The organism is Xenorhabdus mauleonii, assembly GCF_900113945.1.
GTDB classification, from domain to species: domain Bacteria; phylum Pseudomonadota; class Gammaproteobacteria; order Enterobacterales; family Enterobacteriaceae; genus Xenorhabdus; species Xenorhabdus mauleonii.
Genome location: NZ_FORG01000012.1, coordinates 104919 through 130273, shown reverse-complemented (window position 1 = coordinate 130273; position 25355 = coordinate 104919). Strand labels below are relative to the sequence as shown.

Sequence of the window (25355 nt, the reverse complement as noted above, 5' to 3'; positions counted from 1 at the left end):
CCGGAGGCGGAATCGAACCACCGACACGGGGATTTTCAATCCCCTGCTCTACCGACTGAGCTATCCGGGCTAACGGGGCGCATTAAACCGTATTCCCCCCAATCCGTCAAACAATTTCTGCATAATTTTATCTATGTGCTTTCAAATTACCCAATAAGCTATAATTACAAGCAAAATGGAGAGATTATAACCTCTCCATTTACCTTCAATTACCTACGGTAACCTTTTTGTGCATTGTTTACTTTCAGCAAGTAACGACGTGATTCAGATGAGGGGTGTTTGTTTGTCAATGTTTCATAAACATCACCCGGCTGCATTGAGTTGATAATTTGAGCTGCTTTCTTTTTATCGCTCGAAAATACGCGCAATACACTGCCAGCACCGCCATTGTAGGCTGTGATAACTGCGTATCGACGCGAAGTGGCATTTTTGATTTCACCTAAATAGATATTTTGCAATATTGATAGATAAGCGGTTCCCGCATCAATGTTGTTTTCAGGATCAAAGAGATAATTGCGGCTAGGTTGGCCCGACCTTCCTTGCATCTTGAAAACGTCTTTTCCAGCAGTGTGTTGCATGACTTGCATAAGCCCTAATGCCTCAGAACGGCTGACCGCATAAGGGTTAAAGCTGGATTCAGTCTGCATAATGGCAAGAATGAGTGATTCATCAATACCATATTTAACCGCAGCCTTGCGAACTATCGGGAGGTATTTGTGGGCGCGTTTGTCCAAGTGGTTAGGGACCAATTGAATGGTGACGGACCAAATGACCCGAAGCCCTGATTGGCGTTTTTGTAATTTATTCTGAATCAGGTAATCCGCAAAATGGCGGGCGCGCCACTCCCAACGAATTGGCTCTCCACTGTTATCCAAAACTTGCCCATAAAGGAAGGGCTCTTTGCTTATCTGAATATCATTCGAATCAGAATAGAGATCAATTGAACCAGGATCATCGCCCATTAATAATGTAGTGACGATTGCTTTATGCAATCGCTCAGTCGGCTCGATCGGGGATATCGTTTCAATCGTAATATTCCCTGCATCAAAATTGATATGGCTGCGAGTTTGGTATTGATCTGTGTATTTCACATAATCTTTTGGGCCAGCAATTAATACTTCCTGTAAGCCCCAAATATTTTCAATGTTGTGGGCAAATTGCCCCATTAAAATATCGAAACCGTTCGTGTCTTTTACGTATTTTTCATTGAATTCAACATCGTTTTTGCTGGAACAGGAAATCAGGAGTGGCGTGAGAAGAATAAGGGGCAGCAATTTTTTCATTTTTCAGAGCCGTTGGATATTAAGATGCCATCAGTGGTTAGAGCCATAAAAAATGGCTCTTATTATACCTGTCGTCTTTCAAGCTACAGCTTTGTTGGCAACACCCACTCACCCCCGACCACATAGTGACCCATGCGTTATCTATGTGCCCAGAGATTATTGAAAGGCTCCTGCCTGTCACTGGAGGCCAGCCTTGGCTGGACAAACTTGTTCCCTTGCCGTCGCGCTGCATCTTGAAATGCAATGGTATATGCAAATTAATTGAGCATTAATATTATTTTTCTGGTGGTGTATAACCGTCGATTTGAATGTCATGCCCTTCAAATAAGAATTTCACCATCTCTTGTTCAAGCAATTTACGATCTTCTGGATTCATGGTGTTTAATTTTTTTTCATTAATTAGCATGGTTTGCTTGCTCATCCATTGCTGCCATGCCGCTTTAGAAATTTCATTGAAAATACGCTTGCCCAATTCTCCCGGATAGAGTTGAAAATCCAAGCCCTCGGCGTCTTGCTGCAAAAAAGTACAGAAAATCGTTCTGCTCATAATTAATCCTCACTAATCCTCAAAATAAAATGGGTAACTTAACCCAACTGTTGCAAAAGGTACTCAACGGGAGCTGCTAACCCAATTGTTGCTGGTTGGCGTAAGTTATACCAAAGTCCCTTATTTTCATCCATGCAGGAATCAAAAGATAAGATGTCTATCCTGATGGGTACGATATCTAAATGAAAATGACTGAATGTGTGGCGAAATGCTGTCAATTGTTCAAGTTTACTATGAGAAATACCCGAATCTTGCAACCATTCCTCTAATGATGCCTGATCAGCAAACTGCGGGAAAGCAAATAATCCCCCCCAAATGCCTGAAAGCGGTCGTTGTTCCAGCCAAACAGTATCGCCATGTTGCATTAATAAAAAGTAGGCGGTTCTTTCCGGAATGCTCTGCTTGGGCTTTTTACCTGGATAATCCGCCCAATTATGATTGGCGTAAGCAATACAACCGGTATTAAGCGGGCAAATTTCACATTTTGGCTTGCTGCGAGTGCAAACCATGGCGCCTAAATCCATCATTGCCTGATTAAAATATTCAACACCTTGTGCAGGCGTTACTCGCGTACTGATATCCCATAATTGGTTTTCAACTTCTTTTTTTCCCGGCCAACCTTCAACAGCGTAGCAACGGGCCAGAACGCGCTTTACGTTTCCATCCAAAATGGGAAAGTGCTTGCCCTGCGATAAAGAGAGAATGGCACCCGCAGTTGAGCGTCCCACACCGGGAAGGGCAACCACATCATCGAATGTAGTGGGAAACGTGCCATTATGTAAGGTTACAATCTGTTGTGCCGCTTTATGCAAATTGCGGGCACGCGCGTAATATCCCAGGCCTGTCCATAAATGAAGGACTTCATCCAATGGCGCTGCTGCCAAAGAAGCAACATCAGGAAAACGTGAAATAAATTTTTGGAAGTAAGGAATAACTGTCGCAACTTGCGTTTGTTGCAGCATCACTTCTGAAAGCCAGACGTGATAGGACGTTTTTTCCAATTGCCATGGCAGGCTTTTGCGGCCATAGCGGTGATACCATTCAAGTACCCGTTGTGAAAATTGCTCGGCTTCCATCATTAGAATAATTGTCTTTATATCGGATAATAGTTTCGTGGACAGAATTGCAACATAGTGTAACCTCGGTGTAAACCCGAACTTTGTTTCGAGGTATCCCGCAAATTGGCATTAAAGTTGTGCTTATGGACACTGAACTTGATAAACTCAGCCATCTTTGCATAATTGCGCTCTCTTTGGGCAATCCTGCGGTACATAAAGTCCCGGACGCCTGAGCAAATGGCTTTAATATTGACAGAAAGTACCATGATAAATAACGTAATTTCACCGGAATATAATGAAGATGGCAGGGCGTTACGCCGTGTCCGCAGTTTTGTACGTCGGCAGGGACGGTTGACAAGCCGTCAGCAACAAGCACTTGATAATGTATGGCCAGAAATGGGCGTAGATTACCAGCCAGAGCCGATTAATCTGGAAAGCCTATTCGGGCGTGACGCGCCGGTAGTGTTGGAGATTGGCTTTGGTATGGGGTCATCGTTGGTGACGATGGCGAGCCAAAACCCAGAGAAAAACTTTTTTGGGATTGAAGTTCATGCTCCGGGAGTAGGGGCGTGCTTGGCTTCGGCTGACGAGGAAAAGATCAGTAATTTGCGTGTTATGTGTCATGACGCCATTGAAGTGCTGAACAATATGATCCCTGACCAAGGTTTGGAAATGGTTCAGCTTTTCTTTCCTGATCCATGGCACAAAGCTCGCCATAACAAGCGTCGGATTGTCCAGCCTGAATTCGCTCAGCTCATTAAAAATAAACTGAAAATGGGTGGCGTTTTCCATATGGCGACTGACTGGCAGCCATATGCAGAACATATGCTGGAGGTAATGAGCGAAGCTGAAGGGTATCGAAATTTATCGGAAAGCGATGATTATGTACCGCGTCCTGATTCACGTCCGGTTACAAAATTTGAAATGCGTGGCCATCGATTAGGGCATGGTGTGTGGGATCTTATGTTTGAGAGGGTAAAATAATGGCTAAAAACCGTAGTCGTCGTCTGCGTAAAAAAATGCGTATTGATGAGTTTCAGGAATTAGGTTTTTCAGTAAAGTGGAACTTTCCGGCCAATACATCCGTTGATGTTATTGATAGCACCGTTGATACTTTGATTGAAGAAGTGATTGAGCCAAATGGCTTGGCTTTGGATGCCAGCGGTTATATGCAGTGGGAAGGCATTATTTGCCTGCAAAAAATTGGCAAATGCACAGAAGAGCACCGCCAATTGATTGAGAAGTGGTTGAAAGATCGCGGAATGGAAGAAGTTATCACATCAGATCTCTTTGATGTGTGGTGGGATTGATTCACTGTTGCGTGAGAAATAGTGCTTTATAAATAGTGCCTTAAGTAATACGTTATTACGCAATAATCGCGCTGTATGTACATGTTGTATGTAGTCGTAGCGCTGTATGCAGGGGCTCCTATGGAGTCCCTGTTTTGTCTGGAGAAAAAGTGGTGAAGGTAAGGTTCTCTAATTCGTTATTGGCAGATATCTTAGATGAAGTACGCCCTTTGATTGGCCAAGGAAAAGTAGCCGATTATATTCCTGCTCTGGCGGAAGTTCCGGTAAATAATCTGGCAATGGCTATTTGTACGGTAGATGGGCAGGTTTTTAAAGCGGGGGATGCAGATAAACGTTTTTCGATTCAATCTATCTCTAAAGTTTTAAGCCTGACGCTGGCGATGACACGTTATAAGGAAGAGGATATCTGGCAACGAGTGGGTACTGAGCCATCAGGGCAGCCGTTTAATTCCTTGGTTCAGTTAGAACTGGAAAAGGGAATCCCCCGTAATCCTTTCATTAATGCGGGTGCATTGGTGATTTGTGACATGTTGCAGTCACGCTTGAGTGCGCCTAAGCATAGAATGCTGGAGTTTGTCCGCAGCCTCACGGGGCAAAAAGATATTTGCTATGATGATGTTGTTGCCCGTTCTGAAATGGAGCATTCCAGCCGTAATGCCGCAATTGCTTATTTGATGAAATCATTTGGTAATTTTGAAAACGATGTCATTACAGTTTTGCAAACATATTTCCAATATTGTGCCTTGAAAATGAATTGCGTTGAATTGGCCCAGTGTTTTATTTACTTGGCCAACAAAGGGCGCATGATTGGCTCCGGCCAGCAAATCTTGAGCCTCCGGCAAACAAGGCAGATCAATGCATTGATGCTGACTTGTGGAATGTATGATGGTTCAGGGGAGTTTGCGTTCAGGATCGGCATGCCAGGCAAATCCGGTGTAGGTGGCGGTATTGTGTGTGTGGTTCCGGGGGAATTTACTGCTGCAGTATGGTCTCCTGAGCTGGACAAATCAGGTAACTCATTGGCGGGTTGCGCAGCATTGGAAAAATTATCTGAGCGTATCGGGCGTTCTATTTTTTAATCTAGTCTGTGCTGATACAGAGTCACCAGGCAAAAGATATCAGGAGAGTGTATGTTACGCAGAATCACAATTGCTGCATCATTTTTATTTGCATCTCAGTTCATTGCAGCCCAAGCACAGGCTGATTCCGGATGTCAGGTGACCTTGAATGATGACATTATTGTCACACCAAAATCTGTTCAAATCATCGGCGTTCATGGAAACCTCAAAATAATGTCTGATGGTTCCATAACCCGTGATGGCAAGCTGTTGTCTTTGAGTGGAACGCAACGTAGTAAAGCGCAACAATATCAACAAACTATCCGCCAAGATTTGCCGTGGGTGAAAAAAGAGGCCTTGAGCCACTTGGCAAGCGCTCGTTTATCTTTGGATAAAGTGATTATCGATACGATGGGTAAAGAGAGCAATATTCGTAATCGCTTATCTCAATTGGAATCTGGCCTCAATCAGCAAATTGACAAAGTCATTGAAACTCGCGTGAATGGTTTTACATTTCATGCTCAGGCCGTCAAGCAGATGGAATCCGAAGGGCAAAAACTTATCGAACAGAGCCTTGGCGGTATCTTGCAGGATAGTATCAATGAAATGAGCCGTAAAACAAGTGACCAGAATGATGGCGGCAAACAGTTGTTGATGTCTCTTCTTGGTGGACTGGGTGGAATGCAAAATGGCTTTGATACTGAATGGAAAAAACAAGAACAAGAATTGAATCGTTTGAAAGACGAAGTTTGTAATAAAGCGAGCCGATTAGAGCAACAACGTATTAGTCTGATGAACTCGATTAAATAATAATATATTCCCGGTATGAACTATTGGGTATGGTTTAACTGTTACCTATATAAAATAGTTTTCTCATCTTAAGGTAATTTGCGCTGGTTCGTACATTATCCGGCAATTTTGGTGGTGTGGTTATAACCGTACAATTTTTGGTTCAATATCACCAAAGTTGCTTGTGGTACGGGCATAAATGAGTGAGTCATCACTCAAACCAACAGTTGTTTGTACTACAGGCAGTCCTTCAGAATTGATATTGCTCTCAACTAAAAATTATAAGATCCAGCATGAACTAATATACCCAATGATTAATTGCATGTGTTCTTCCACATACTTCTTTTGATACCTATACGCATCGTACTTCAAGATGCATGTATTATCATCCCGCGACGCGGGATGATAATACGTTGCTTCCTGAAACTTGGAGTTAATAGGGTATAAACCACCGATCCGCACACAACCTAAATTATTTAGATTGTGAAATAAATTACAAAAAAGAATGCAAAAACGAATATAATAATGAGATTAGGAATGACGAATTAATATGTAAGCCCAAGAAAATAATTTACTAATGAATGTTTTTTGATGCTATGTCATGCTGGATTTATTTTTTCTTTATTTATACATTGATTACTAACTCATCTGTTTAAAATTATTTTATTTGATATTTTTTCGATTTATATTACCTTGGCTAATATTGTGATTGGGTTAATGAAAATAGCTATTAAGATAACCCTTTATCTCATTAATGGTTTGGCAAATTACCTTTGCAGAAGAAATTGTTTATATTGAAACTGAGATTAGGAACAGTTACACAGTTAGTTAATATGAATAATGAATTGCGTTACAGAATATTTTCATATAAAAATAAAGAAGCGCCGATAAATTAATGCAGTGCAACGATGATTTATATACTGTTTCATTTTATGGTTGTTTTATTTAAATGCTTTATAAGCGATGATAACCATTTTAAATTATTACTCATATTTTTAAGTTCAATATTTTACTCGATAACTTTGGAAAATGAATGACGTAAGTAGTTTGGCTAATCCATTTTGAATAGGATTAATATGATAATGCTACCCTATACGATTTACGCTCCAGAGAATGGGATCACACTGCGTTCTTGGTTGAATAGTCACTGGAATGAGTGTAAGAAAAAACTTAATGAACATGGCGCGTTACTTTTTCGCGGATTCAACATTGATGATGTTATTGCATTCAGAGAAGCTGTATTAAGTGCAACTCCTGAAATATTGGATTATAACGAGCCATCAACGCCACGTACTAAAGTCAATGACAAAGTGTTCACGTCTACAGAATATCCTGCTGATCAACGAATACCTTTGCATAATGAAATGTCTTATCGGCGTACTTGGCCAGAATATTTATGGTTATGGTCACAAAAGGCTGCGGATTATGGCGGTCAGACGACATTGGCGGATTACAGAAAAGTATTACAACGTCTCTCAAATCAAACCCGTAACACATTTAAAAATAAAGGTGTTTTATATGAACGACTTTATAACACGGGATTTGACTTAACTTGGCAACAAGTATTTCAGACTGAGGAAAAAAGCGTAGTTGAAGAAAAACTTAAATCTGAAAGTGTTGATTTTGAATGGTTAGAAGAAGATCAGTTAATCACCCGGCAAATTGTGCAAGGCGTTGTGACTCACCCTCATACAGGGGAAGAAAGCTGGTTTAATCAAGCGAATCTCTTTCATCCCTCCAGTTTACCTGAAGAGGTGAAACTGGCTTTAGAAGCTGCACTTGGTATCGGAAGATTTCCTCGAATGGCGAAGTATGGAGACGGTACGCTTATCAGTGAATCCACATTAATTGAAATTCGAGCAGCTATTGATGCTGAGACTGTGTACCCCGATTGGAAGAGTGGTGATGTGGCTGTCGTTGACAATCTTGCAGTTGCTCATGGTAGAGAGCCGTTTAATGGATCACGCAAAGTTTATGTGATCATGGCTTCACCAATGCACTGCAATTTTTCCCCTGCCAAATGAGGACATGAGATGCAAACAAAGGACTCTTTGACAGAGCTAAAAACATGCGCCGATCTTTTTACGAATTCAGTCGCCACTTCAAATTCATTATGCGCTATACATCATGACGGCATTACGCTTACTTATAAAGAGTTGGCAGAGAAGGCTGGTGCTGTTGCTCAATTACTTATTTCACAAGGCGTTGTAAGTGGTGATGTTGTGGCCATTTTTATGGAAAGGTCTGCTACAAGCCTTATAGCAGCGTTGGCTATTTGGGCAGTTGGCGCTGCATATATCCAGCTTGAGGCCAGTGAGCCTGATGGCAGAATTACCGACTTAATAGAGCGTGCAGGTGTGACCAAAGTATTAACGGATGATTCGAATTACCAACGTATTGCACTCTATCCTTATATTAATCTTGATAAACAAACACTAGAACCACAAGAATATCTTCCAGTATCAGGCCGCAAAGCCAGTGATTTGGCTTATTTTGTATCAACTTCTGGCTCAACTGGGGTTCCAAAACTCGTAGCCATTGAACATAGCAGTATCATGAACTACGTGTCAGCATTTGTTGAACGTATATCCCCAATGCCCTGTAATCTGATGAGTACAACAACTTTTGCTTCGGATCTTGGCAACACATCTATTTTTGGCGCCTTACTGACAGGTCGCACTCTTGAGCTTATTAATCGAGAAGTGATGTTGGATCCAATCGCGCTTGCTAACTATATGAATAAATACTCAATTGAGATGTTGAAATGTACACCATCTCAATTAGAAATTTTATCTAAAGAAGGCAATCTGAAGGAGTTGCTGCCTGAGAAAGTGCTTATTATTGGTGGAGAAGAATTAACAGCGTCACTTGCTAAAGATTTGTTGGCAGCAAAGCCTAACTTGAGAATATTTAACCATTATGGCCCTTCGGAAACCACTATTGGCGTGTTAATGCATTCGCTAAATGGATCACACCTGGATGAGGGTTCAATTCCAATTGGTCAGCCCTTAAGCGGGGTCGAAATACGAGTACTGAACGATGCCAAACAACCCGTTTTGCCTGGGGAGATAGGGCAGCTGTATATAGGGGGAAGGGCGCTGGCCAGAGGGTATCATGGAGATCAAGAGCTAACAAAAACTCACTTCATTGATATTTCTGGAAGCCGGTTTTATGCCAGCGGTGATTTGGTTAAACAAAACGTGCAAGGTGATTATGTATTTATTGGGCGCGTGGATCGCCAGCTCAAAATTCGTGGATATCGCATTGAGCCTAAAGAAATTGAAAATGCTTTGCTTGCAGAGCCTGGGGTTAAGCAGGCTGTTGTTACAAGCGTAAAATCTGAATCTCAACAGGGTAATGAATTAGTTGCTTATGTTGTGGGGGCTGCGAAAGAAAATGAATTACTTGCAAGTTTAGTTATCCGATTACCTGCCAGTCATATCCCTTCCCGAATCTACCATATTGAAGAACTTCCTGTTAATGCAAATGGAAAGCTCGATAGAACCCGTCTGCTGGCGTCTGTTAATGCAGTTAAATCTGTTTCTCCCAATGTTATTTCTCCTCGTAATGAGACAGAGCAGCTAATCGTAGATATTTGGCGTGAAGTGCTTAAGCGTGATGATATTGATATTCGGGCTAAATTCTTGGAGTTAGGGGGAGATTCATTCAAGACGCTAATGGTTTTTGGTCGATTACGCCGTCATTTCCCAAACCTTACCATTGCCCAATTGTTCAAATACCCATCAGTTGAATCTTTGGCTAACGTGCTCGGTGGAGATAATACCGCGTCCAATAAAACTCAGGTGGTGCAGCTATGACTACAATCTCTTCAGATGATGCGGTTGCCATAATTGGCGTCTCTTTTCGGTTACCACAATGCTCAAACTGGCGTGAATTGATTGATGTTCTGGCTGAGGGGCGAGATTGTATCCGCCCAATCCCTGATAGCCGAGTGGCCAATACTAAGCAACCCCTTACTGGCAATGAAAAAGAAGGGGGATGGCTTGATGAAATTACGGGATTTGATCACCGTTACTTTGGTATTGCACTGAGCGAAGCTGAATATATCGATCCCAGGCAACGCATAGGGCTTCAATTGGCTACTGAGGCAATTATTAATGCTGGATATACGCCAGAAGAGTTGTCAAATGCGCATACGGCCGTGCTTGTTGCTGCGCATGGAGGGCCGCATCCAGATTTGTTTCAGTCGTTGTCGGGGCAAGGGCAAGCTAACCCTTTTGCCTTTATTGGCAGCCTACACGCCTTTTCAGCGGGTCGCATTGCGTACTTGCTTGACCTTCGCGGCCCAGTGTTTGCCATAGATACAGGATGTTCATCATTTCTGGTTGCACTTCACGAAGCACGTAACAAAATTCTGACAGGGGAGGCTGATTTTGCCTTGGTGGGAGGTTGTGAGCTTGTTTTGGGCGCCTTGCCTCAACATAGCGAAACCCCAGGAGGATTGGGAGTTGAGTCAACAACCGATCGATGCCGCCCTTTCGATGCAATGGCTGATGGCGCTGGATTTGGTGAAGGGGGCGGTTTTGTCCTGCTTAAAAGGTTGAGCCGTGCATATCAAGATAATGATGTGATTCATGCTGTTATACGAGGGAGCGCTGTTAATCATGACGGAAGTCGTAGCAACGGTATTACTGCTCCCAGCAGCGCTGCACAAACTGAGGTGATTACTGCGGCATGGCGTCAGGCGGGAGTCACGGCTGCTGATATTGGTTACATAGAAGCTCATGGTACGGGAACTAAAATCGGTGATCCGATTGAAGTTCAAGGATTAATTGATGTATTTGCAACTTATCAAGCACGGCAAGAGCCTTGCATTATATCTTCCGTAAAAGGTAATTTCGGGCATCTCAGCGGCATGGCGGGATTAGCGGGGCTTGTGCGTATTATGGCCCAATTTAAAACCAGCCAGATTTTCCCTACCGTTCATTTCCAGCAACTGAACCCATTGTGTGGCTCTACGGAAGAATTACCAATACACGTTTCTTCCTCCTGTGAATCATGGGCACGCCAAGGGCAGCGTCCTTATTGTGCCGGGCTCAGTGGATTTGGTTTAAGTGGCACCAATGTGCACTTAGTTGTTGAAGAAGCGCCTTCGGCGGTGAGAGCCAGCAAGGGCGGAGCAGTCGATGAACGATTAGTGCTGGTATCGGCCCAGACGGCACAAGACCTCAGTACCTACTTGGCCGCTATTGCTGATACGTTATCCTCAACTGAGGCATCAATTAATGAAATTGCCGATATATTGATGCTGGGGCGGAGGCATCTCCCATTCCGTTGGAGTTGTACAGCGTTATCTATCTCTCATCTAGTGGAGCAATTGGAGAACCGTGATTCGATTTCTTCATCCTTACCTTCATCTTCATCATCGTTATCAGTCGGCCTTATTTTCGATGATTATTCTCCGATAGATACTCAAATATTAGTCAAACGAGGTGAAGCCTTCCCAGCGTTTCAACATACAATAAAACAAGCTGAAAACTTATGTTCAAGAGAAAATTGGACGCCTCGACAGCGCTGGATTATTTGGTTGTTGGGAAACCATGCAGTATTGGCAAAATTTGGGATAGCAATTGATTTGTTATTGGCCCACGGCGCGGGGAAATTGGCTGCACAGGTTATCGATGGCACACTCGAACTTGCTGACGCGTTGCATCTTGCTGATGTGCAAATTACGGATTCGACATTTGATAAACAGCGCTTGCAAGCTGTGTTGCAAAAACAACCTGAATTATGTCTGGTGAGGTTCAATCGCAGTGGCGAGCTGGCAACAGCCATTAACGCCTTGGGTTATCAGTCATACGATGGTGAAAGCGCTTTATTGACGTTGCTTGGAGATTGGTTTGTAAGTGGGGCCGATTTGAATTGGCAACAAGGATTTGAACGCAAGATAAATCGACGTTTGGAATTGCCATATGCCCCTTTTATTGCGACCAATTGCTGGCCGGAAACCATTGCAAATCCAGCTATGGTTTCAGATGCTGTTCTGCATGTTTCGGAGCAAAATTCGGGAGAAAGTGTTGAAGAAATATTGCTGACTCAGGCTAAAGAGGTGTTGAAAGAGCCGGGATTAACGCTTGAAGATGATTTTTTCGCGGTTGGAGGGAATTCACTAAATGGCGAGCAACTTATAGTTCGACTGAACGAGGTGTTAGGCACCGATCTGAAATTGTTGGAATTGCTGGATTGCTTGGATCTGAATGAATTTTGTCAATTAGCGAAAGACAGCATCTCATCGCCCACTGTATCCACATTAACCTCCCCAAGTGTAGAAGTCAGGGACAATGAGAATGTACTCTCTGGCCAGCAATTAGCCATTTGGGCAGCGATGGAGATTTCGGGTGAATCTGGCGCTTATAATGTTCCCGCAGCCGTGTTTATCAATGCGGAAGTGGATATTATCTGGCTAGAAGACACTCTCACCGAACTCGTGTTAAAGCAACCGATGCTGCGCTGTAGTTTAAAATACAACGAGGGAGGAGTTAGCCCAGTAATCCATCCTCCAATGCAGATCAAGCTGGTTCATACTGAGATTGATTTAACGGAATACACTATCGCAGCGGGCATTCCTGCGCTGACTCAACGCCTTCGCCAAATGGTTGAAGAGCCGTTATCACCTTATGACATTCCTCCCACTCGATTTGAATTGATTCAAGTGAATTTTAGCGATGGTGGACGGCAGGTATTATTGCTGAATTTTCATCACCTGTTCTTTGACGGCTGGTCATGGCGATTGGTATTAGCAGCCCTTAGTGGCAACAAAATAGCGCCGCCTGTAAGAGACTATTTTGATTATGTCGTGGGGCAATATTCCTTACTTGAAAGTGAACAGGGCCGAAACTTAGAAGTATTCTGGGCCGAATATCTGGCAAATATGCCAAGTTTACTTTTGCCTAGTGACGGAGACGGAGGGAGGGCATCTGATCTTCAGGGGGCAAACTTACCTGTAATGATATCGAAGGAAGTTACCGAGAAGTTGAAGCTGATGGCAATGAATTCTCGTGTAACGGTGCAAATGCTGATGTTGACAACTTGGGCAGCATTGCAATGGCAGATAAGTGCCCAGCATGACATTTGTGTTGCTATGCCGGTGGCCAATCGGCAAATGAAAGATGAGAACACCATTGGTTGCTATGTTAATACGGTAATTGTGCGTACACGCATTGAACCACACCAGCCATTTCGAGCTGTGCTGAATACTGTTAGGCAGGCATCGCTCAACGCAATTTCCCACAGTGCATTTCCTGCTGATCGGATCCAGAAATTAATGGCAAATATTCCCTATCATCTCACGATGTTCGATTTTCAGAATGATGTTGATCCCATCAGGGGATTCGGGGGGAATGGAGCCGCTGTCGAACTGTTGGATGTCGATCCCAATGGCGCGAAATATCCGCTTAATTTTACCTGTATTGAATATGGTAATGAGCTTCAGGCACGACTGGAGTACTCCGCTTCTCTTTTCTCGCAAGACACGGCTTATCAATGGTTGAATGTTTATGTAGATGCACTGACACGGCTTGTGACATTAGGCGAGGATATCGACCTTTTCACTTTGTTTGACGGTCAAGGCGATACCCTTAGTGATGTCCCCGATTTTCAGTTCTAGATATGGATAAAAAAATGACAACCATGAAGCTGATTGATCGTGAATATTGGATGAAGCAAGCTGATGATTTAACCAAAGCAGCTACCGCAACGGCAGATATTTTTTCTGACCGTGAAGGGCCTCTGGTGAGCGAACGTTGCCTGCTTTCTGGCGCTGTTACTGACCGATTTAAGCGAATAACGGGAAACTCTGATCTGTTGACATGGAGCATTTTAGCGGCCGCCACAAGTATCGCATTGCGGCGTATAGGAGGAGTTTCCTCTGTCGTGTTGCATATTAATACAGAGCAGGGCCATCGTTTACCTGTTTTATTGACTATACCTCCTGCTGTGACTTTTCGTGAATGGCTAGGCAATGTTCGTAGGGTTACCGCTGCGGCTATTGAGCATGGTTCGGTGGATAAGGCACTGTTGACTCAGTTTTTGGGGCATCTCAGGCCTATTGTCATTAATGGCGAACGACCGGAAATGGGAATAGCTATTGAGTTGGACAATGGGGTAATTAGTGTCAGTGGCACTTCTGCTGCGGCCCAGACGCTCAATCAACTAGCTACAGGTATCGCCGCACTGTTAAGCAAAGGGCTTTTTGATCTTGATATCCGACTGAATAATATGACAATCGTTGATGAGGCGATGCAAACAAAATTGCTAACCGAATTCAATTTGCCGCCTGATTATGGTTCAGGAAAGTCGTTTTACCAATTAGTAGTGGAGCAGGTGGAAAGTAACCCCAGTGCAATAGCTCTCCGCGATGAAACTGAATCACTGACTTATTGGGAACTCTTTCAGTTGGCCTCATCGGTCGCACTAAGATTAAAAAAAGCAGGCATTAGTGCCGATGATATCGTTGCACTTTCAGCCCCCCGCAGTGTTCGATACATTGCTGTTGCCACCGGCATTCTTTTCTCCGGCGGGGCTTATTTGCCCATTGATCCAACTTTGCCGCAAGCACGACAAATGCACATGCTAAAACATGCGAAAGCATTGATCGCAGATCATGTCGTGGATATGTCGCAGATCATTCTATTTTCATTCAGTGAACTTAGTTTCCAAAACTCGGTTTTAGCGGAAGACATTAATTTATTTAAGCAACAGCTAATTGAACCATTACCAAGCGAATTGGCTTATGTGATATTTACTTCCGGTTCGACGGGGCTTCCTAAAGGTGTAGGCATTGAACATCGTTCATTCCTTAATTTACTCACATTTCGAGTTCAAAATTGTGAACTGAAATTAGGGGCAACATTACCGCAAACAGCTCCTATTTCTTTTGATATATCTGTTTGGCAAATGTTTACAGGGTTAACTGCTGGAGCGACGGTTTCTATTGTCTCTGATGATGTTGTAAAAGATCCTCAAGTATTAATCCAATACATTATTGAGCAGCAATTTGAATATATTGAATTGGTTCCTTCGCTCATTGCCGTCATCTTGGATATCCTCGAACAATCGGTATCACTGAAGATGCGGGTTCAGCAACAGTTACGTGGGATGATTTCGACGGGTGAAGTGTTAAGCACAGAACTGGCACGCCGCTGGCATCAATGCATGCCAATGGTAGCACTGTTAAATGCCTATGGCCCGGCAGAGTGTACTGATGATGTGACTCAAGGAAAGGTAGGCGAGCAATTTGATGGATTATATTGCCCGGTTGGCGCGCCTTTGCCCAATGTGACAATTTATGTATTAGATAAAGATTTTCAACTTGTTCCTCCAATGGTTGGTGGTGAAATTTTTATTGGCGGGCCTAATGTTGGGCGGGGTTACATAGGCTCTAATCGTCTCACGGCGGCGGCTTTTTTACCTGATCCATTTATATCTATTCCAGGGGCCAGAATGTACCGGACAGGTGATCGCGGCCGTTGGCGAAACGAGGGGGTATTAGAGTGTTTTGGCCGAGCTGATAATCAGGTGAAAATTCGAGGCCGGCGAGTGGAGCTTGGTGAAATTGAAGCTGTATTGGCAAGTCATCCGGATATAGCGATGTGTGCAGTTGAGCTTGTCGATATGGGCGGTTTTGAGCAACTAAGTGCCTTCGTGACTAAGTTGAATGACGCCGCCGCTGATGCGAAGTCTTTGAGTGCGTTTTTATCCAAGCAATTGCCGGATTATATGGTGCCGAGCAAATTTTATTTCCTCGATGCACTGTTATGCAACGCTAATGGTAAAGTCGATCGTAATCAATTAAAGGCGTTAGCAAAACAGCAGCCTGAATCTACTTCTTATGTCGCGCCTCAAACCAAGTTGGAACAACAGCTTTGTGATTTATGGTGTAAATATCTCAAGTTAGAAAAAGTAAGCATCACCGAGGATTTTTTTGCTTTGGGTGGAGATTCCATTATTGGCATTCGCCTGATGCATGAAGTGGGTTCTTTGGGAATCAACTTGCGCCCTCGTCATTTGCTTGAGTATCCAACTATTGCCTCACTTGCGAAATTGGCGAATGCCAAAGGTGAAATGGTGGTGAACTCAACTCTACAGATTGAGAGAGCACCGTTAACCCCCATTCAACAATGGTTCTTCGACCAACAATTTTCTGAGCAACATCATTGGAATCAGTCGCATGTAATTAGCGCAAAGGAACAATTAGACGCGGAAACATTGTCCTTAGCGATAAAAATGCTGGTGGAGCACCATGACCAATTGCGTGTTTGTTTCCCCAGAGAGGGAGAACAACATTATCAAGCCTTAAACGCCATTCATGACGACTTATTGTGGATGGCTGAGGCGGATTGTTCTGACGAAACTATTGCCAATAGGGCGCATGCATCGTTATCAATCGAGAAAGGGCCGTTGCTGCGAGTTGTGATGCTGGATGATTTCCGAATTTTGCTGACATTGCATCACCTAATAGTGGATCAAGTATCCTGGCAAATATTGCTAGAAGATCTCGAAATGGCGTATCAGTCTATTATTCAAAAAGTAACGCCAAGGCTACCGAGGAAAAGTACGCAATATCTTTATTGGTCTCAACAACAAGCAGCAATCCCGCCCCAAATACTTCCTCCACTTAGGCCAACCACACCAATTGATGTGGTACAGGTGAATAGCAATATTGGTAACTTTTATGGAAACCGCTCTGTTGTAGAGGTCAATTTATCTGAGTCAGAAACACAATATATTCAGGAAATTGCAGCATTGGTTCCTAACGGCGGAATGCCTGCGGTTCTCTTGACCGGGCTTGCTAATTCAATTGCTGCTGCACAGGGTTGTGGGCAACTCTTGATTGAATTGGAAGGGCATGGCAGACAAGAAGAAAATGAATCTATTGACGTAATGCGGACTGTGGGGTGGTTTACAACCATCGCTCCTTTTGTGTTACCGATCAACAGTACAGTTACTGTACTCGAAGTGACGACGGCAATGATAGAAGCCAGCCCTTATATCAAAGCCCATTTACAACAATTCTATGTTATGCCAGAGAACCTCAAAATTGGATTCAACTATTTAGGGCGTTTCAATACGAAGCAGCAGAGTGATGGTTTTTTCAGTATCGAAGAAGATATTGGAATGCGACGGGCTGCAATTAGCCAGCGTCCACTAGAATGGGAGATTAATGCGGCTATTGTTGATGGCAAACTGGTTATTACGCTTGAATATGTTCCTTTTCGTCATAATGAAACTGCAATCAATACATTGTTGGCCAAGTGGAGAAGCGCATTAACCAAAGTCAAACATGCTCCGAATGGATTAAGTGATTTGGCTCCCTTGGCACCAGCCCAGCATGCTTTTTTTGAGCGTGATAATCCAAATGAAAATTATTGTAATCATGGTGTGTTGTTGACACTGAGCCGCCCTTTGTCATTGGCTACGATTGAGCATTCGGCATCTGTACTGCTGGAAAGATTTCCTATTTTGGGGGCCAGCTTTGTGGCTACTGAATTAGGGAGGTGGCAAGGCATTAATCCACAAGCCCGTATTGCTGTCGAACAATTCGAATTGCAACAACTGAGCCCAGATAGTTTATCGCAGAAGATTACTGAGTTAGCAAATTTAGGGCATGAGTCGTTAGATTTGTTGAATGGGCCAATCTGCCGCATACAATTTTATCAAACGGCCCATAACTTGCCGGATAAATTGTTAATCATAGTGCATCACTTAGTCGTTGATCCTTATTCTTGGGATCTCATTACAGAGGATTTAGCGGCACTTCTGGAAGGAACTGAACTTCATAAATTAAAAGACCCAACAACTTCGTATTTTGCTTGGGCCAGGCGCTTACATCGATTGGTGCAGGATGATCCAGAACGGTTTGGCATTCATTATTGGCTTTCCCAACCTTATGAGCAAGCGCAGCAGCTAGTGAACACAAATGCTATTGGCATTGAAGCGAATATGGTGGAGCAAATAACGATACTTAATGAAGTACAGACCCGGCAATTTTTAAGGCCATCGGAACACAGCCAACTCCCTGTGCTTGCTCGGTTATTGACCCTGCTAGCTCGGTCTTTAGAGCGTCATTTCCCCTCCAGTGCCAACAATATTCTCATTGAACTGGGCGGGCATGGGCGGGAAGACCTATTCGATGACGTTGATTTAGGCCGCACTGTTGGCTGGTTTACATGTGGTTTTCCGTTCTTGTTGCCCTTTTCGATGGGACGAAACTTTGCTGAACATGTAACTGAAGTGGCACAGTTGTTAGATGAAGTGCCTTCGAGAGGATTTGGTTTTGAAGTACTTCGCTATCTTTCTGCAAATTCCCAAATAGCAGAAAAATTAAAAGCAATTCCTCGACCACAATTAAGGCTGGATTTCGAAGGAGAACTTTTATTTCTGAATACTCATGATGAAAGTGTAACCAATCCACTTTTTATTGATATCACTACCGATGGAACCGGTTACTGGAAGCCTCTGTCAACACCTATGGATTATTTGCTTTCTTTTAATATTAGTGTGAATGATGGAGTGATGGAGATTCGTGCTCAATTTGCAGCTGACGTTGTGCCTACAGCGCAAATAAAAACGGTTTTAGCTGAATTCAATGAACAGATAACCCAAAACAATCAATATGAAAATACAAACGAATATGCAAGAGATGAACTCCCCTAATCTATTGGCAGGCTTTAAGTTGCTTTGGCAGAGTGCCCGGCCGATGAAAAAAGCCGTTATCGGTGCTTTCTTGGCATTATCAATCACACTTGCTTGTGATTTAGCGGGGCCATTTGTTATCCGTCATTATATTGATAAAGCGACGGCAGGTACTTTCGTTTATGAGCTTATCTTCTTGGCTTTGGGCTATGCAATTATCTCTTGTTTCGGGGTCATTGCTGGATTGGTTACCAGTTATTGGAGCACCAATGCTGGTTGGGGCATTGCGGATACGCTTAGACGTCAGCTATTTCATCATGTTGTACACAACCGGTCGATCCTGCAAATTGAAAGCGAAGCCCAGGGTAAACTTCTTGAAAAAATTGAGGGTAATGCGGACATCATTGGAAAAACGATTGCAGAATCCGGTTTCAGGATTATAGGAAATATCGCATTAGTATTAGGCACCTTAATAATCCTGTTTTCTGTCATACCTGAAGTAGGCATCGCGATTACTGTACTGGTTCTTGTTGTGGCTTATATTTTGGTGAAACTGACCAATCTGGCGGTAGTGCGGTGGCAAAAAGCCCGTGAAGAGAAAGCCCACATATTTGGTTTTATCGGTGATGTTTTTGTCGCAAAGGATGATCTGCGTTTATTAGGAAGGAGCCGCTGGCCCGCTTTACAACTACAAAAAATGCTTTCTGTCCTATTAAAAATGGAGCGCAAAGCATATGTGAGCGGACGCATATTTTGGCCGATTACCCAGCTATTTTTTGCATTGAGTTTTGGTCTGGGTTTTGGATTTGGGCTGCAATTACTCGGCCATAACAGTATCAGTATTGGCACGTTAACCATGATTTACCTTTATGTTGATCGGCTCAGAGAGCCAATGGAAGAAATGTCTTCGGAGGTAGATCAGGTACAACGATTGATGGCGACTTTATCGCTTGTCGTGAAGATGTTACGAGATGAGGAAAAAGTAAGTCGCCATAGTGTAGGCGTTCAACTACCTGAAGGCCCTCTATCCATTAAATTTGAGCAAGTTTGTTTTCGCTATGAAAGTCAGGGCAGACAAGTTTTACATGACGTGAGTTTCAATGTGGATGCCGGAAACAAAGTGGGCATTGTTGGGCGAACGGGAGCAGGCAAAAGCACAATACTCAATCTTATGTGTGGATTGGCCCAGCCTGACAGCGGGCGAGTTACCATTGCCGGTACAGAGGTCACATCCATCCATCCTGATGAATTTGCCAAGCGTGTAGCCGTATTAAGTCAAAAAGCCCATCTATTCACAGCAACGCTACGTGAAAATTTAACCTTGTTTGATAGCAACATTCCAGATAACGCAATCTGGCGTGTACTCGAAGAATTAAATATTCATAAATGGGTGAAGGCGTTGCCTGAAGGACTGAATACTTTGATGGGGAGCGGGGGGCGCTCATTATCGGAAGGTGAAGTCCAGATGATTGCTGGCGCAAGAACCATGCTTCAAGACGCACAATTGATCATTATCGATGAAGGCACCTCGTTATTAGACCCCAGTACTGAGAAAAGCTGGCTGGGGTTACTGGAAAAAATTAGTGCCAATCGAACAGTAATCATCGTTGCCCATCGCTTGCATACATTATCCACTGCTGACCAAGTCATCATCATGAGTGAAGGCTGTGTCAAGGAAGTCGTTCATGGCGAAGGGATCAAAACGTTAACAGAAAATATGGAATTTATATCATGACGGTGTTAACCCATTTTTTCCCATCAAAAATGTTGTCTGCTTTATTGGGCTTAGTGCGCAAATTTTCCTTCCTTTACTTTATTAGCATGGTCGTATGGACGCTAATTCATGGCTTACCTTTGGTTGTGGGTTTTGCCATTAGCCGGCTTCTTGACAGTGCTGTTATAGATCCTGTCGGTTCAGAAGTTTGGTGGCTGTTGGGATTGGCTGTAGGCACGATGGTATTGCGCTCTGCAATATTGATTTTGGGGTTACAAGTTGATTTCACACTGATTTTTAAAGTCAGTGCATATCTCAAAAAACGTATTTTGGAGGGGATAAATAGTCACTTTTCTGTCACCGGCTTGCATCTTCCACAGGGAGATATGCTCAATCGTATTCGCAATGACAGTGATGAAGTGGCCTCCTTCCTTGGTTGGACTGCGGATTTTTTCTACCGGGCGGTATTATTGTTGATTGCACTCGTCGTGCTGTTAAGTACTGACATTGTGACGACACTGGCACTTTTGCCGATGGTTGGAGGGTTATGGCTGGGCGTAATTCTCAAAAACAAGGTCGGGGCATTACAGGAAGAGAAGCGTCAATATCAAGGCCAAATTGCCGGCCGTATTACCGATATACTGACAGGAATTCGTGACCTTCGCCTTAGCGGAAAATTGGATTTGCATATTGAACGCCTTTCAACAAGCTTTGAACATCGCCGTATGGTGCAGGCAAAACATCAAATGTTCACTGATCTGTTGTCTGGGTTATTTCGAAATATAGTGATGTTAGGTACATCTATCGTCTTGATTGTTGTCAGCACCCGCATCATTAGCGGCGATTTCACCATTGGCAAACTCGCTCTGTTTTTAACTTATATCGGTTGGGTAAGTGAGCAGATCTTCTTTTTTGGCCGCGTATTGGCTAACTATAAAAATGCCGATGTTTGCTATGAGCGAATTAAGCCACTGTTACAGATAGAACAATCCGATAATGAAGCCCCTATTACTGATGATACGCTGAAATCACTGACAGTAAGCGGGCTTTGTTGCAATAGCGATACGCAACCTATTTCATTCTCCGCAATACCCAATCAACTCATCGTCGTTAATGGAGAAGTCGGCTCAGGTAAAAGCCGAATGCTCCGCAGCTTATTAGCGTTGGAACGAAGTTTATCTGGAAGTGTGCTTTGGAATGATAAAGAAGTTTGTGGCAATGCGCATTGGTGGCAAAGCCCTAAGGTTGTTTATGCCCGTCAGGGCGCAGGTTTTATTGGCGGTACTGTTCGAGAGAATTTGGCGCTGGGTAACCACTCTATCAGTGATGAAACTATGGAGCGGGCGTTAACGGCAGTGTATCTGAAACCAGGTTCACCTGATCTTCCGGAAGGACTTGATACTGTGCTGGGTTCTGGTGGCGCCAGACAGTTATCAGGTGGTCAGCGCCAACGTTTGACACTGGCGCGTATGTTATGCCATCCAGCTGAAGTTTATGTTGTCGATGATTGCGATTCATCATTGGACGCGGATACAGCCCGAGCGATATGGCTATTACTACCTAAACAGTGGCCTGGGCTCTGGATTGTGGCATCGCAGAATTTTGATTTGCTTGCTCAGGCGGATCAAGTTGTGACTATCAAGCGGCGGAGCGAGAAACATGAACTATGAAGTGGTATGTAACGATGAAGGTCGGTTTTCCATTTGGCCAGAAGGGCGGATATTACCGTTGGGCTGGCAGAATGCCGGATTTTCAGGCTCAGAAAAAGAATGTCTGGATTGGATAACTGAATATTGGATTGATCCGAAGTTGAACGTTTCTAGAGAGCAACAGGGATGAAACGTGTTCGATTGACGCCGGGGTTATGGAGTTATTGCGATCCAGAGCAAACCACAATGACCGTCGTTATCGCTCCTTTGGGCGGCGGCAGTGCGTATTCTATGAGCGATTTGGCTCAACATAAACAAGCCAGCGGCAAAGTCCATTGTCCTATTTTATCCATCGGCGGTGATCGTGACCCATGGGTAACTCCATCGCATTTAAAAGCATGGCAATTACTGACATATAGCTCTTGCCAGTCGGCCATATTCCCTGGAGATCACTTCTACTATCGAAATCAGCTTTACGACATCTATTTGTGTATCCGTCAAGCTTGCTTAAATAAGGAAGTCTGCACTGATGAGCAATAAAAATATCCAAACACAAATGAAGTATTCGTCTAGCGTTGAAGGTTTGACTGATGAATATTTGGTTGTAGTAAATGATGAAGAGCAGTATGCCTGTGTACGCGCTGAGTGGCCTGCCGCTATAGGATGGCGGGCAACTGGTTTTAGTGGCACAAAAGAAGTTTGTCGAAAATGGATTGAAGATATTTGGATCGACATGCGCCCGGCGTCTCTGCGTAATGACTTTAAAGCCGTTGATAATCAGCCCCTGATAGTGGTTTACGATGAAGGCGCTGCCCTGCCCAGAGATATTGTTACCGAATTGAATGGAATTGCACCGCTTGTATTTGTTATCAATGCCAATGAACACACCAGAGAGCGCATATCGTATTTCTCTCGATTTGGTTACGTGATTGATGGTTATGACGTTGAAAAGGCGGTGTTAGAGTTAATTCACTTTAATCCAGCAGGTATTGTGACCTTTAGTGAGCGAGCTTTACGTCTTACGGCGACGTTAGCAAAACGTTTAAATTTGCCTTTTCATAGCATTGAAACGGTTTATCGACTTACTGACAAATATAAGCAGCGAGTGGCGTTACAAAATGCGGGTATTGAGTCAATAAGGTTTGATCTCATTACAGCCGTATCCGATTGGGAAAAAGCCGTTGAAAAGGTTTGTTTGCCCGCAGTGCTTAAACCGGCTTATGGCGGTGGCAGCATCGATACATATCTTATTGAAGATCGGGCAACAGGAAAGGATCTTGTAGAAAGGCTGCTATCAAATAAACAAATTGGATTTGATGGTGGCCGCTCACTGGTATTGGAGGAGTTTATTGAAGGACGACCATCTTTACCGTTTGGCGATTATGTATCTGTTGAAAGCCTAGTATTCGATGGAAAAATTAAACATATCAATGTGACTGGCAAGATGCCACTTAGCCCTCCTTTTCGTGAGTATGGCCATATCTGGCCTTCGACCTTAAATGATAGAGAACAGAACCAAATTTATGCATTAACAGAAAACGCCATCAAAGCATTGGGCGTTAGTCAGGGCATCACCCATACCGAACTAAAGTTGACCGGACAGGGAGCCAGGATCATTGAAGTGAATGGCCGGGTGGGTGGGGGGATCAATGAAATGGCCAAAATCAGTCTCAATATTAGTTTGCTTGAAATTGCAGCCCAATTAGCATTGGGAAAAGTAGTGGATCTGCCTGATTTCAACTCGGAACACGTCTATTTCAATATCTGTCACATCGCACCAACACACCCATGTGAAATTCTTCGAGTCAGCGGAGAAGATGAGCTGCGCTCACTTGATGGCGTGTTGTCATATCGCTCATATGTGTGGACTGGCACTGTATTGCCGGGAGGCTCACAAACCTATGAAATTAACACGGTGCTAGGCAAGGTGGATAATCACGAGTCATTTTTGGATATTTATCAGCGTATGGGGCAGTGCTTGCATTTCCATGTCCGGTTTACGGACAGTAACGAAGTTAAAATTCTTAATGCTCATGAAATGGGGGAAATATGAATCTAATCTCAAGTATCGCTAAAGTACCAGATAATCTAGATCTCACTGATCCTCTTACTCATCTACGTCCTGATATCGATAATATTTGGCGGCAATTACGCAAGGAATCCCCTGTTGCCTGGCACGCTGCGGTTAATGGGCTGCCGGGATTTTGGGTGGTCAGCACCCATGAACTGGTTATGCAAGTTTACCGTGATAGCCAAACCTTTACGTCTGTTCATGGCAATGTCATGGCGACTTTGTTACATGGCGGAGATTCTGCTGGTGGTCGAATGCTTGCCGTGTCAGATGGAGATAGACACCGCCAAATTCGTAAGGAGCTGTTAAAGTCTTTTAGCCCGAAAAATTTGATGTCGGTACAGAAAAGAATCAAGCATGCAATGCATGAACTTGTACGCAATGCAGTCATATCCGAGCAATGTGATTTTGCCACTGACGTAGCGCCACATATTCCGCTGGCAGCCATCTGTGACATTTTGAAAATTCCAGAAGCAGATCGGGCAAAACTATTTGCCAATGCGAGTACAGCACTGGCTTCGAATTCTTTGTCAGTGGATGAGTTGGATACCCGCCTCGCCCGCAATGAATTATTGATGTATTTCTATAAATGTATTCAGACTCGCCAAATCAAGCCATTGGAAGATGATCTAATCAGTAATCTGATTACGCTCACTCAAGACTCCTTGGCCTTGACACAAGAAGAATTGGTTTTTAATTGCTATAGCATACTGCTTGGCGGAGATGAAACAACTCGGTTGGCATTAATAGGGATCGTAAAAACATTTGCTGAAAATCCAGAATGCTGGGCTCAGTTACAACGGGGGGAAGCAGAAATCAGCAAGGCGGTAGAAGAGTTGCTGCGGTGGACTACACCGGCCTTGCATGGCGGTAGAACGGCAACGGTTGATACCGAATTAGGGGGGCAACAGATTAGGGCTGGTGATGTTGTGACTGTCTGGAATCGATCAGCTAACTTTGATGAAACCGTCTTTACAAAGCCTAATGAGCTTAATCTTAATCGCACTGATAATCGGCACCTTTCTTTTGCATATGGAGCGCATTTCTGCCTTGGCGCCGCACTTGCCAGAATAGAAATTACTGCGTTGCTGGAAGCACTTCTGGAACTCGTTGATGAGATTTCTTTGAGTGGGGAACCGAGTCCTATCTATTCGACATTTCTGTCTGGTTACCAACATCTACCAGTCAAATTGGCTGCTGCAAATTGTTCACAGGAATGAAT

17 protein-coding genes are annotated in these 25355 nt (G+C 43.7%); 14 read left to right on the top strand and 3 right to left on the bottom strand.

The genetic code is table 11. The features are described from left to right. Positions 1 to 209 precede the first annotated feature (209 nt). From mltC to mutY, 3 genes are all read right to left on the bottom strand, one after another. Positions 210 to 1283 (bottom strand): membrane-bound lytic murein transglycosylase MltC, encoded by a 1074-nt coding sequence (mltC, locus tag BM100_RS13115; RefSeq protein WP_092511643.1) that lies wholly within the window; start codon positions 1281 to 1283, stop codon positions 210 to 212. 274 nt (positions 1284 to 1557) lie between these two features. After that, entirely contained in the window at positions 1558 to 1830 is a 273-nt protein-coding gene (locus tag BM100_RS13110) for an oxidative damage protection protein (RefSeq protein ID WP_092511641.1), read from the bottom strand. 38 nt (positions 1831 to 1868) lie between these two features. Next, entirely contained in the window at positions 1869 to 2906 is a 1038-nt protein-coding gene (mutY, locus tag BM100_RS13105) for an A/G-specific adenine glycosylase (RefSeq protein WP_175494957.1), read from the bottom strand. A gap of 246 nt (positions 2907 to 3152) precedes the next feature. Between mutY and trmB the strand changes: the two genes are divergently transcribed. The 14 genes from trmB (at position 3153) to BM100_RS13035 (ending at position 25353) form a co-directional block, all read left to right on the top strand. Beyond that, the gene (trmB, locus tag BM100_RS13100) at positions 3153 to 3872 is read left to right on the top strand and encodes a tRNA (guanosine(46)-N7)-methyltransferase TrmB (RefSeq protein WP_092511659.1); all 720 of its coding nucleotides are present in this window, start codon (positions 3153 to 3155) and stop codon (positions 3870 to 3872) included. Further along, complete coding sequence (locus tag BM100_RS13095; RefSeq protein ID WP_092511637.1) at positions 3872 to 4198, top strand: YggL family protein; 327 nt, start codon at positions 3872 to 3874, stop codon at positions 4196 to 4198. Before trmB ends, BM100_RS13095 begins: the two co-directional genes overlap by 1 nt. 152 nt (positions 4199 to 4350) lie before the next feature. After that, positions 4351 to 5277: a glutaminase B gene (gene glsB / locus BM100_RS13090; RefSeq protein ID WP_092511657.1), complete on the top strand. Its 927-nt coding sequence runs from the start codon at positions 4351 to 4353 to the stop codon at positions 5275 to 5277. 51 nt (positions 5278 to 5328) lie between these two features. Then, the gene (locus BM100_RS13085) at positions 5329 to 6066 is read left to right on the top strand and encodes a DUF2884 family protein (RefSeq protein WP_092511635.1); all 738 of its coding nucleotides are present in this window, start codon (positions 5329 to 5331) and stop codon (positions 6064 to 6066) included. Between the two features lie 1061 nt (positions 6067 to 7127). Continuing rightward, entirely contained in the window at positions 7128 to 8069 is a 942-nt protein-coding gene (locus BM100_RS13080) for a TauD/TfdA family dioxygenase (RefSeq protein ID WP_169924685.1), read from the top strand. A 9-nt stretch (positions 8070 to 8078) separates the two neighbouring features. After that, positions 8079 to 9863: a non-ribosomal peptide synthetase gene (locus BM100_RS13075; protein WP_092511631.1), complete on the top strand. Its 1785-nt coding sequence runs from the start codon at positions 8079 to 8081 to the stop codon at positions 9861 to 9863. Then, complete coding sequence (locus tag BM100_RS13070) at positions 9860 to 13672, top strand: beta-ketoacyl synthase N-terminal-like domain-containing protein (protein ID WP_092511629.1); 3813 nt, start codon at positions 9860 to 9862, stop codon at positions 13670 to 13672. Before BM100_RS13075 ends, BM100_RS13070 begins: the two co-directional genes overlap by 4 nt. A gap of 14 nt (positions 13673 to 13686) precedes the next feature. Then, positions 13687 to 18720, top strand: coding sequence for a non-ribosomal peptide synthetase (locus tag BM100_RS13065; RefSeq protein WP_169924684.1), 5034 nt, complete (start codon positions 13687 to 13689; stop codon positions 18718 to 18720). Then, complete coding sequence (locus BM100_RS13060; protein WP_092511625.1) at positions 18680 to 20434, top strand: ABC transporter ATP-binding protein; 1755 nt, start codon at positions 18680 to 18682, stop codon at positions 20432 to 20434. The genes BM100_RS13065 and BM100_RS13060 overlap by 41 nt, the downstream gene beginning before the upstream one ends. Next, a complete protein-coding gene (locus BM100_RS13055) occupies positions 20431 to 22083 on the top strand; it encodes an ATP-binding cassette domain-containing protein (RefSeq protein WP_092511623.1) in 1653 nt (550 codons plus the stop codon). Before BM100_RS13060 ends, BM100_RS13055 begins: the two co-directional genes overlap by 4 nt. Next, positions 22073 to 22252 carry an MbtH family NRPS accessory protein gene (locus tag BM100_RS13050; protein ID WP_092511621.1) on the top strand — a complete coding sequence of 60 codons (180 nt, stop codon included), beginning with the start codon at positions 22073 to 22075 and terminating at the stop codon, positions 22250 to 22252. Before BM100_RS13055 ends, BM100_RS13050 begins: the two co-directional genes overlap by 11 nt. Next, positions 22249 to 22602: a hypothetical protein gene (locus tag BM100_RS13045; protein ID WP_092511619.1), complete on the top strand. Its 354-nt coding sequence runs from the start codon at positions 22249 to 22251 to the stop codon at positions 22600 to 22602. Before BM100_RS13050 ends, BM100_RS13045 begins: the two co-directional genes overlap by 4 nt. Further along, a complete protein-coding gene (locus BM100_RS13040) occupies positions 22592 to 24115 on the top strand; it encodes an ATP-grasp domain-containing protein (RefSeq protein WP_092511617.1) in 1524 nt (507 codons plus the stop codon). Before BM100_RS13045 ends, BM100_RS13040 begins: the two co-directional genes overlap by 11 nt. Continuing rightward, a complete protein-coding gene (locus BM100_RS13035) occupies positions 24112 to 25353 on the top strand; it encodes a cytochrome P450 (RefSeq protein ID WP_092511615.1) in 1242 nt (413 codons plus the stop codon). The genes BM100_RS13040 and BM100_RS13035 overlap by 4 nt, the downstream gene beginning before the upstream one ends. Positions 25354 to 25355: the final 2 nt, after the last annotated feature.

Excerpts from the sequence above, each read along its gene's own strand:
- mltC (WP_092511643.1), bottom strand. The coding sequence starts at position 1,283 with ATGAAAAAATTGCTGCCCCTTATTCTTCTCACGCCACTCCTGATTTCC.
- BM100_RS13110 (WP_092511641.1), bottom strand. The coding sequence starts at position 1,830 with ATGAGCAGAACGATTTTCTGTACTTTTTTGCAGCAAGACGCCGAGGGC.
- mutY (WP_175494957.1), bottom strand. The coding sequence starts at position 2,906 with ATGGAAGCCGAGCAATTTTCACAACGGGTACTTGAATGGTATCACCGC.
- trmB (WP_092511659.1), top strand. The coding sequence starts at position 3,153 with ATGATAAATAACGTAATTTCACCGGAATATAATGAAGATGGCAGGGCG.
- BM100_RS13095 (WP_092511637.1), top strand. The coding sequence starts at position 3,872 with ATGGCTAAAAACCGTAGTCGTCGTCTGCGTAAAAAAATGCGTATTGAT.
- BM100_RS13085 (WP_092511635.1), top strand. The coding sequence starts at position 5,329 with ATGTTACGCAGAATCACAATTGCTGCATCATTTTTATTTGCATCTCAG.
- BM100_RS13080 (WP_169924685.1), top strand. The coding sequence starts at position 7,128 with ATGCTACCCTATACGATTTACGCTCCAGAGAATGGGATCACACTGCGT.
- BM100_RS13075 (WP_092511631.1), top strand. The coding sequence starts at position 8,079 with ATGCAAACAAAGGACTCTTTGACAGAGCTAAAAACATGCGCCGATCTT.
- BM100_RS13070 (WP_092511629.1), top strand. The coding sequence starts at position 9,860 with ATGACTACAATCTCTTCAGATGATGCGGTTGCCATAATTGGCGTCTCT.
- BM100_RS13065 (WP_169924684.1), top strand. The coding sequence starts at position 13,687 with ATGACAACCATGAAGCTGATTGATCGTGAATATTGGATGAAGCAAGCT.
- BM100_RS13060 (WP_092511625.1), top strand. The coding sequence starts at position 18,680 with ATGAAAATACAAACGAATATGCAAGAGATGAACTCCCCTAATCTATTG.
- BM100_RS13055 (WP_092511623.1), top strand. The coding sequence starts at position 20,431 with ATGACGGTGTTAACCCATTTTTTCCCATCAAAAATGTTGTCTGCTTTA.
- BM100_RS13050 (WP_092511621.1), top strand. The coding sequence starts at position 22,073 with ATGAACTATGAAGTGGTATGTAACGATGAAGGTCGGTTTTCCATTTGG.
- BM100_RS13045 (WP_092511619.1), top strand. The coding sequence starts at position 22,249 with ATGAAACGTGTTCGATTGACGCCGGGGTTATGGAGTTATTGCGATCCA.
- BM100_RS13040 (WP_092511617.1), top strand. The coding sequence starts at position 22,592 with ATGAGCAATAAAAATATCCAAACACAAATGAAGTATTCGTCTAGCGTT.
- BM100_RS13035 (WP_092511615.1), top strand. The coding sequence starts at position 24,112 with ATGAATCTAATCTCAAGTATCGCTAAAGTACCAGATAATCTAGATCTC.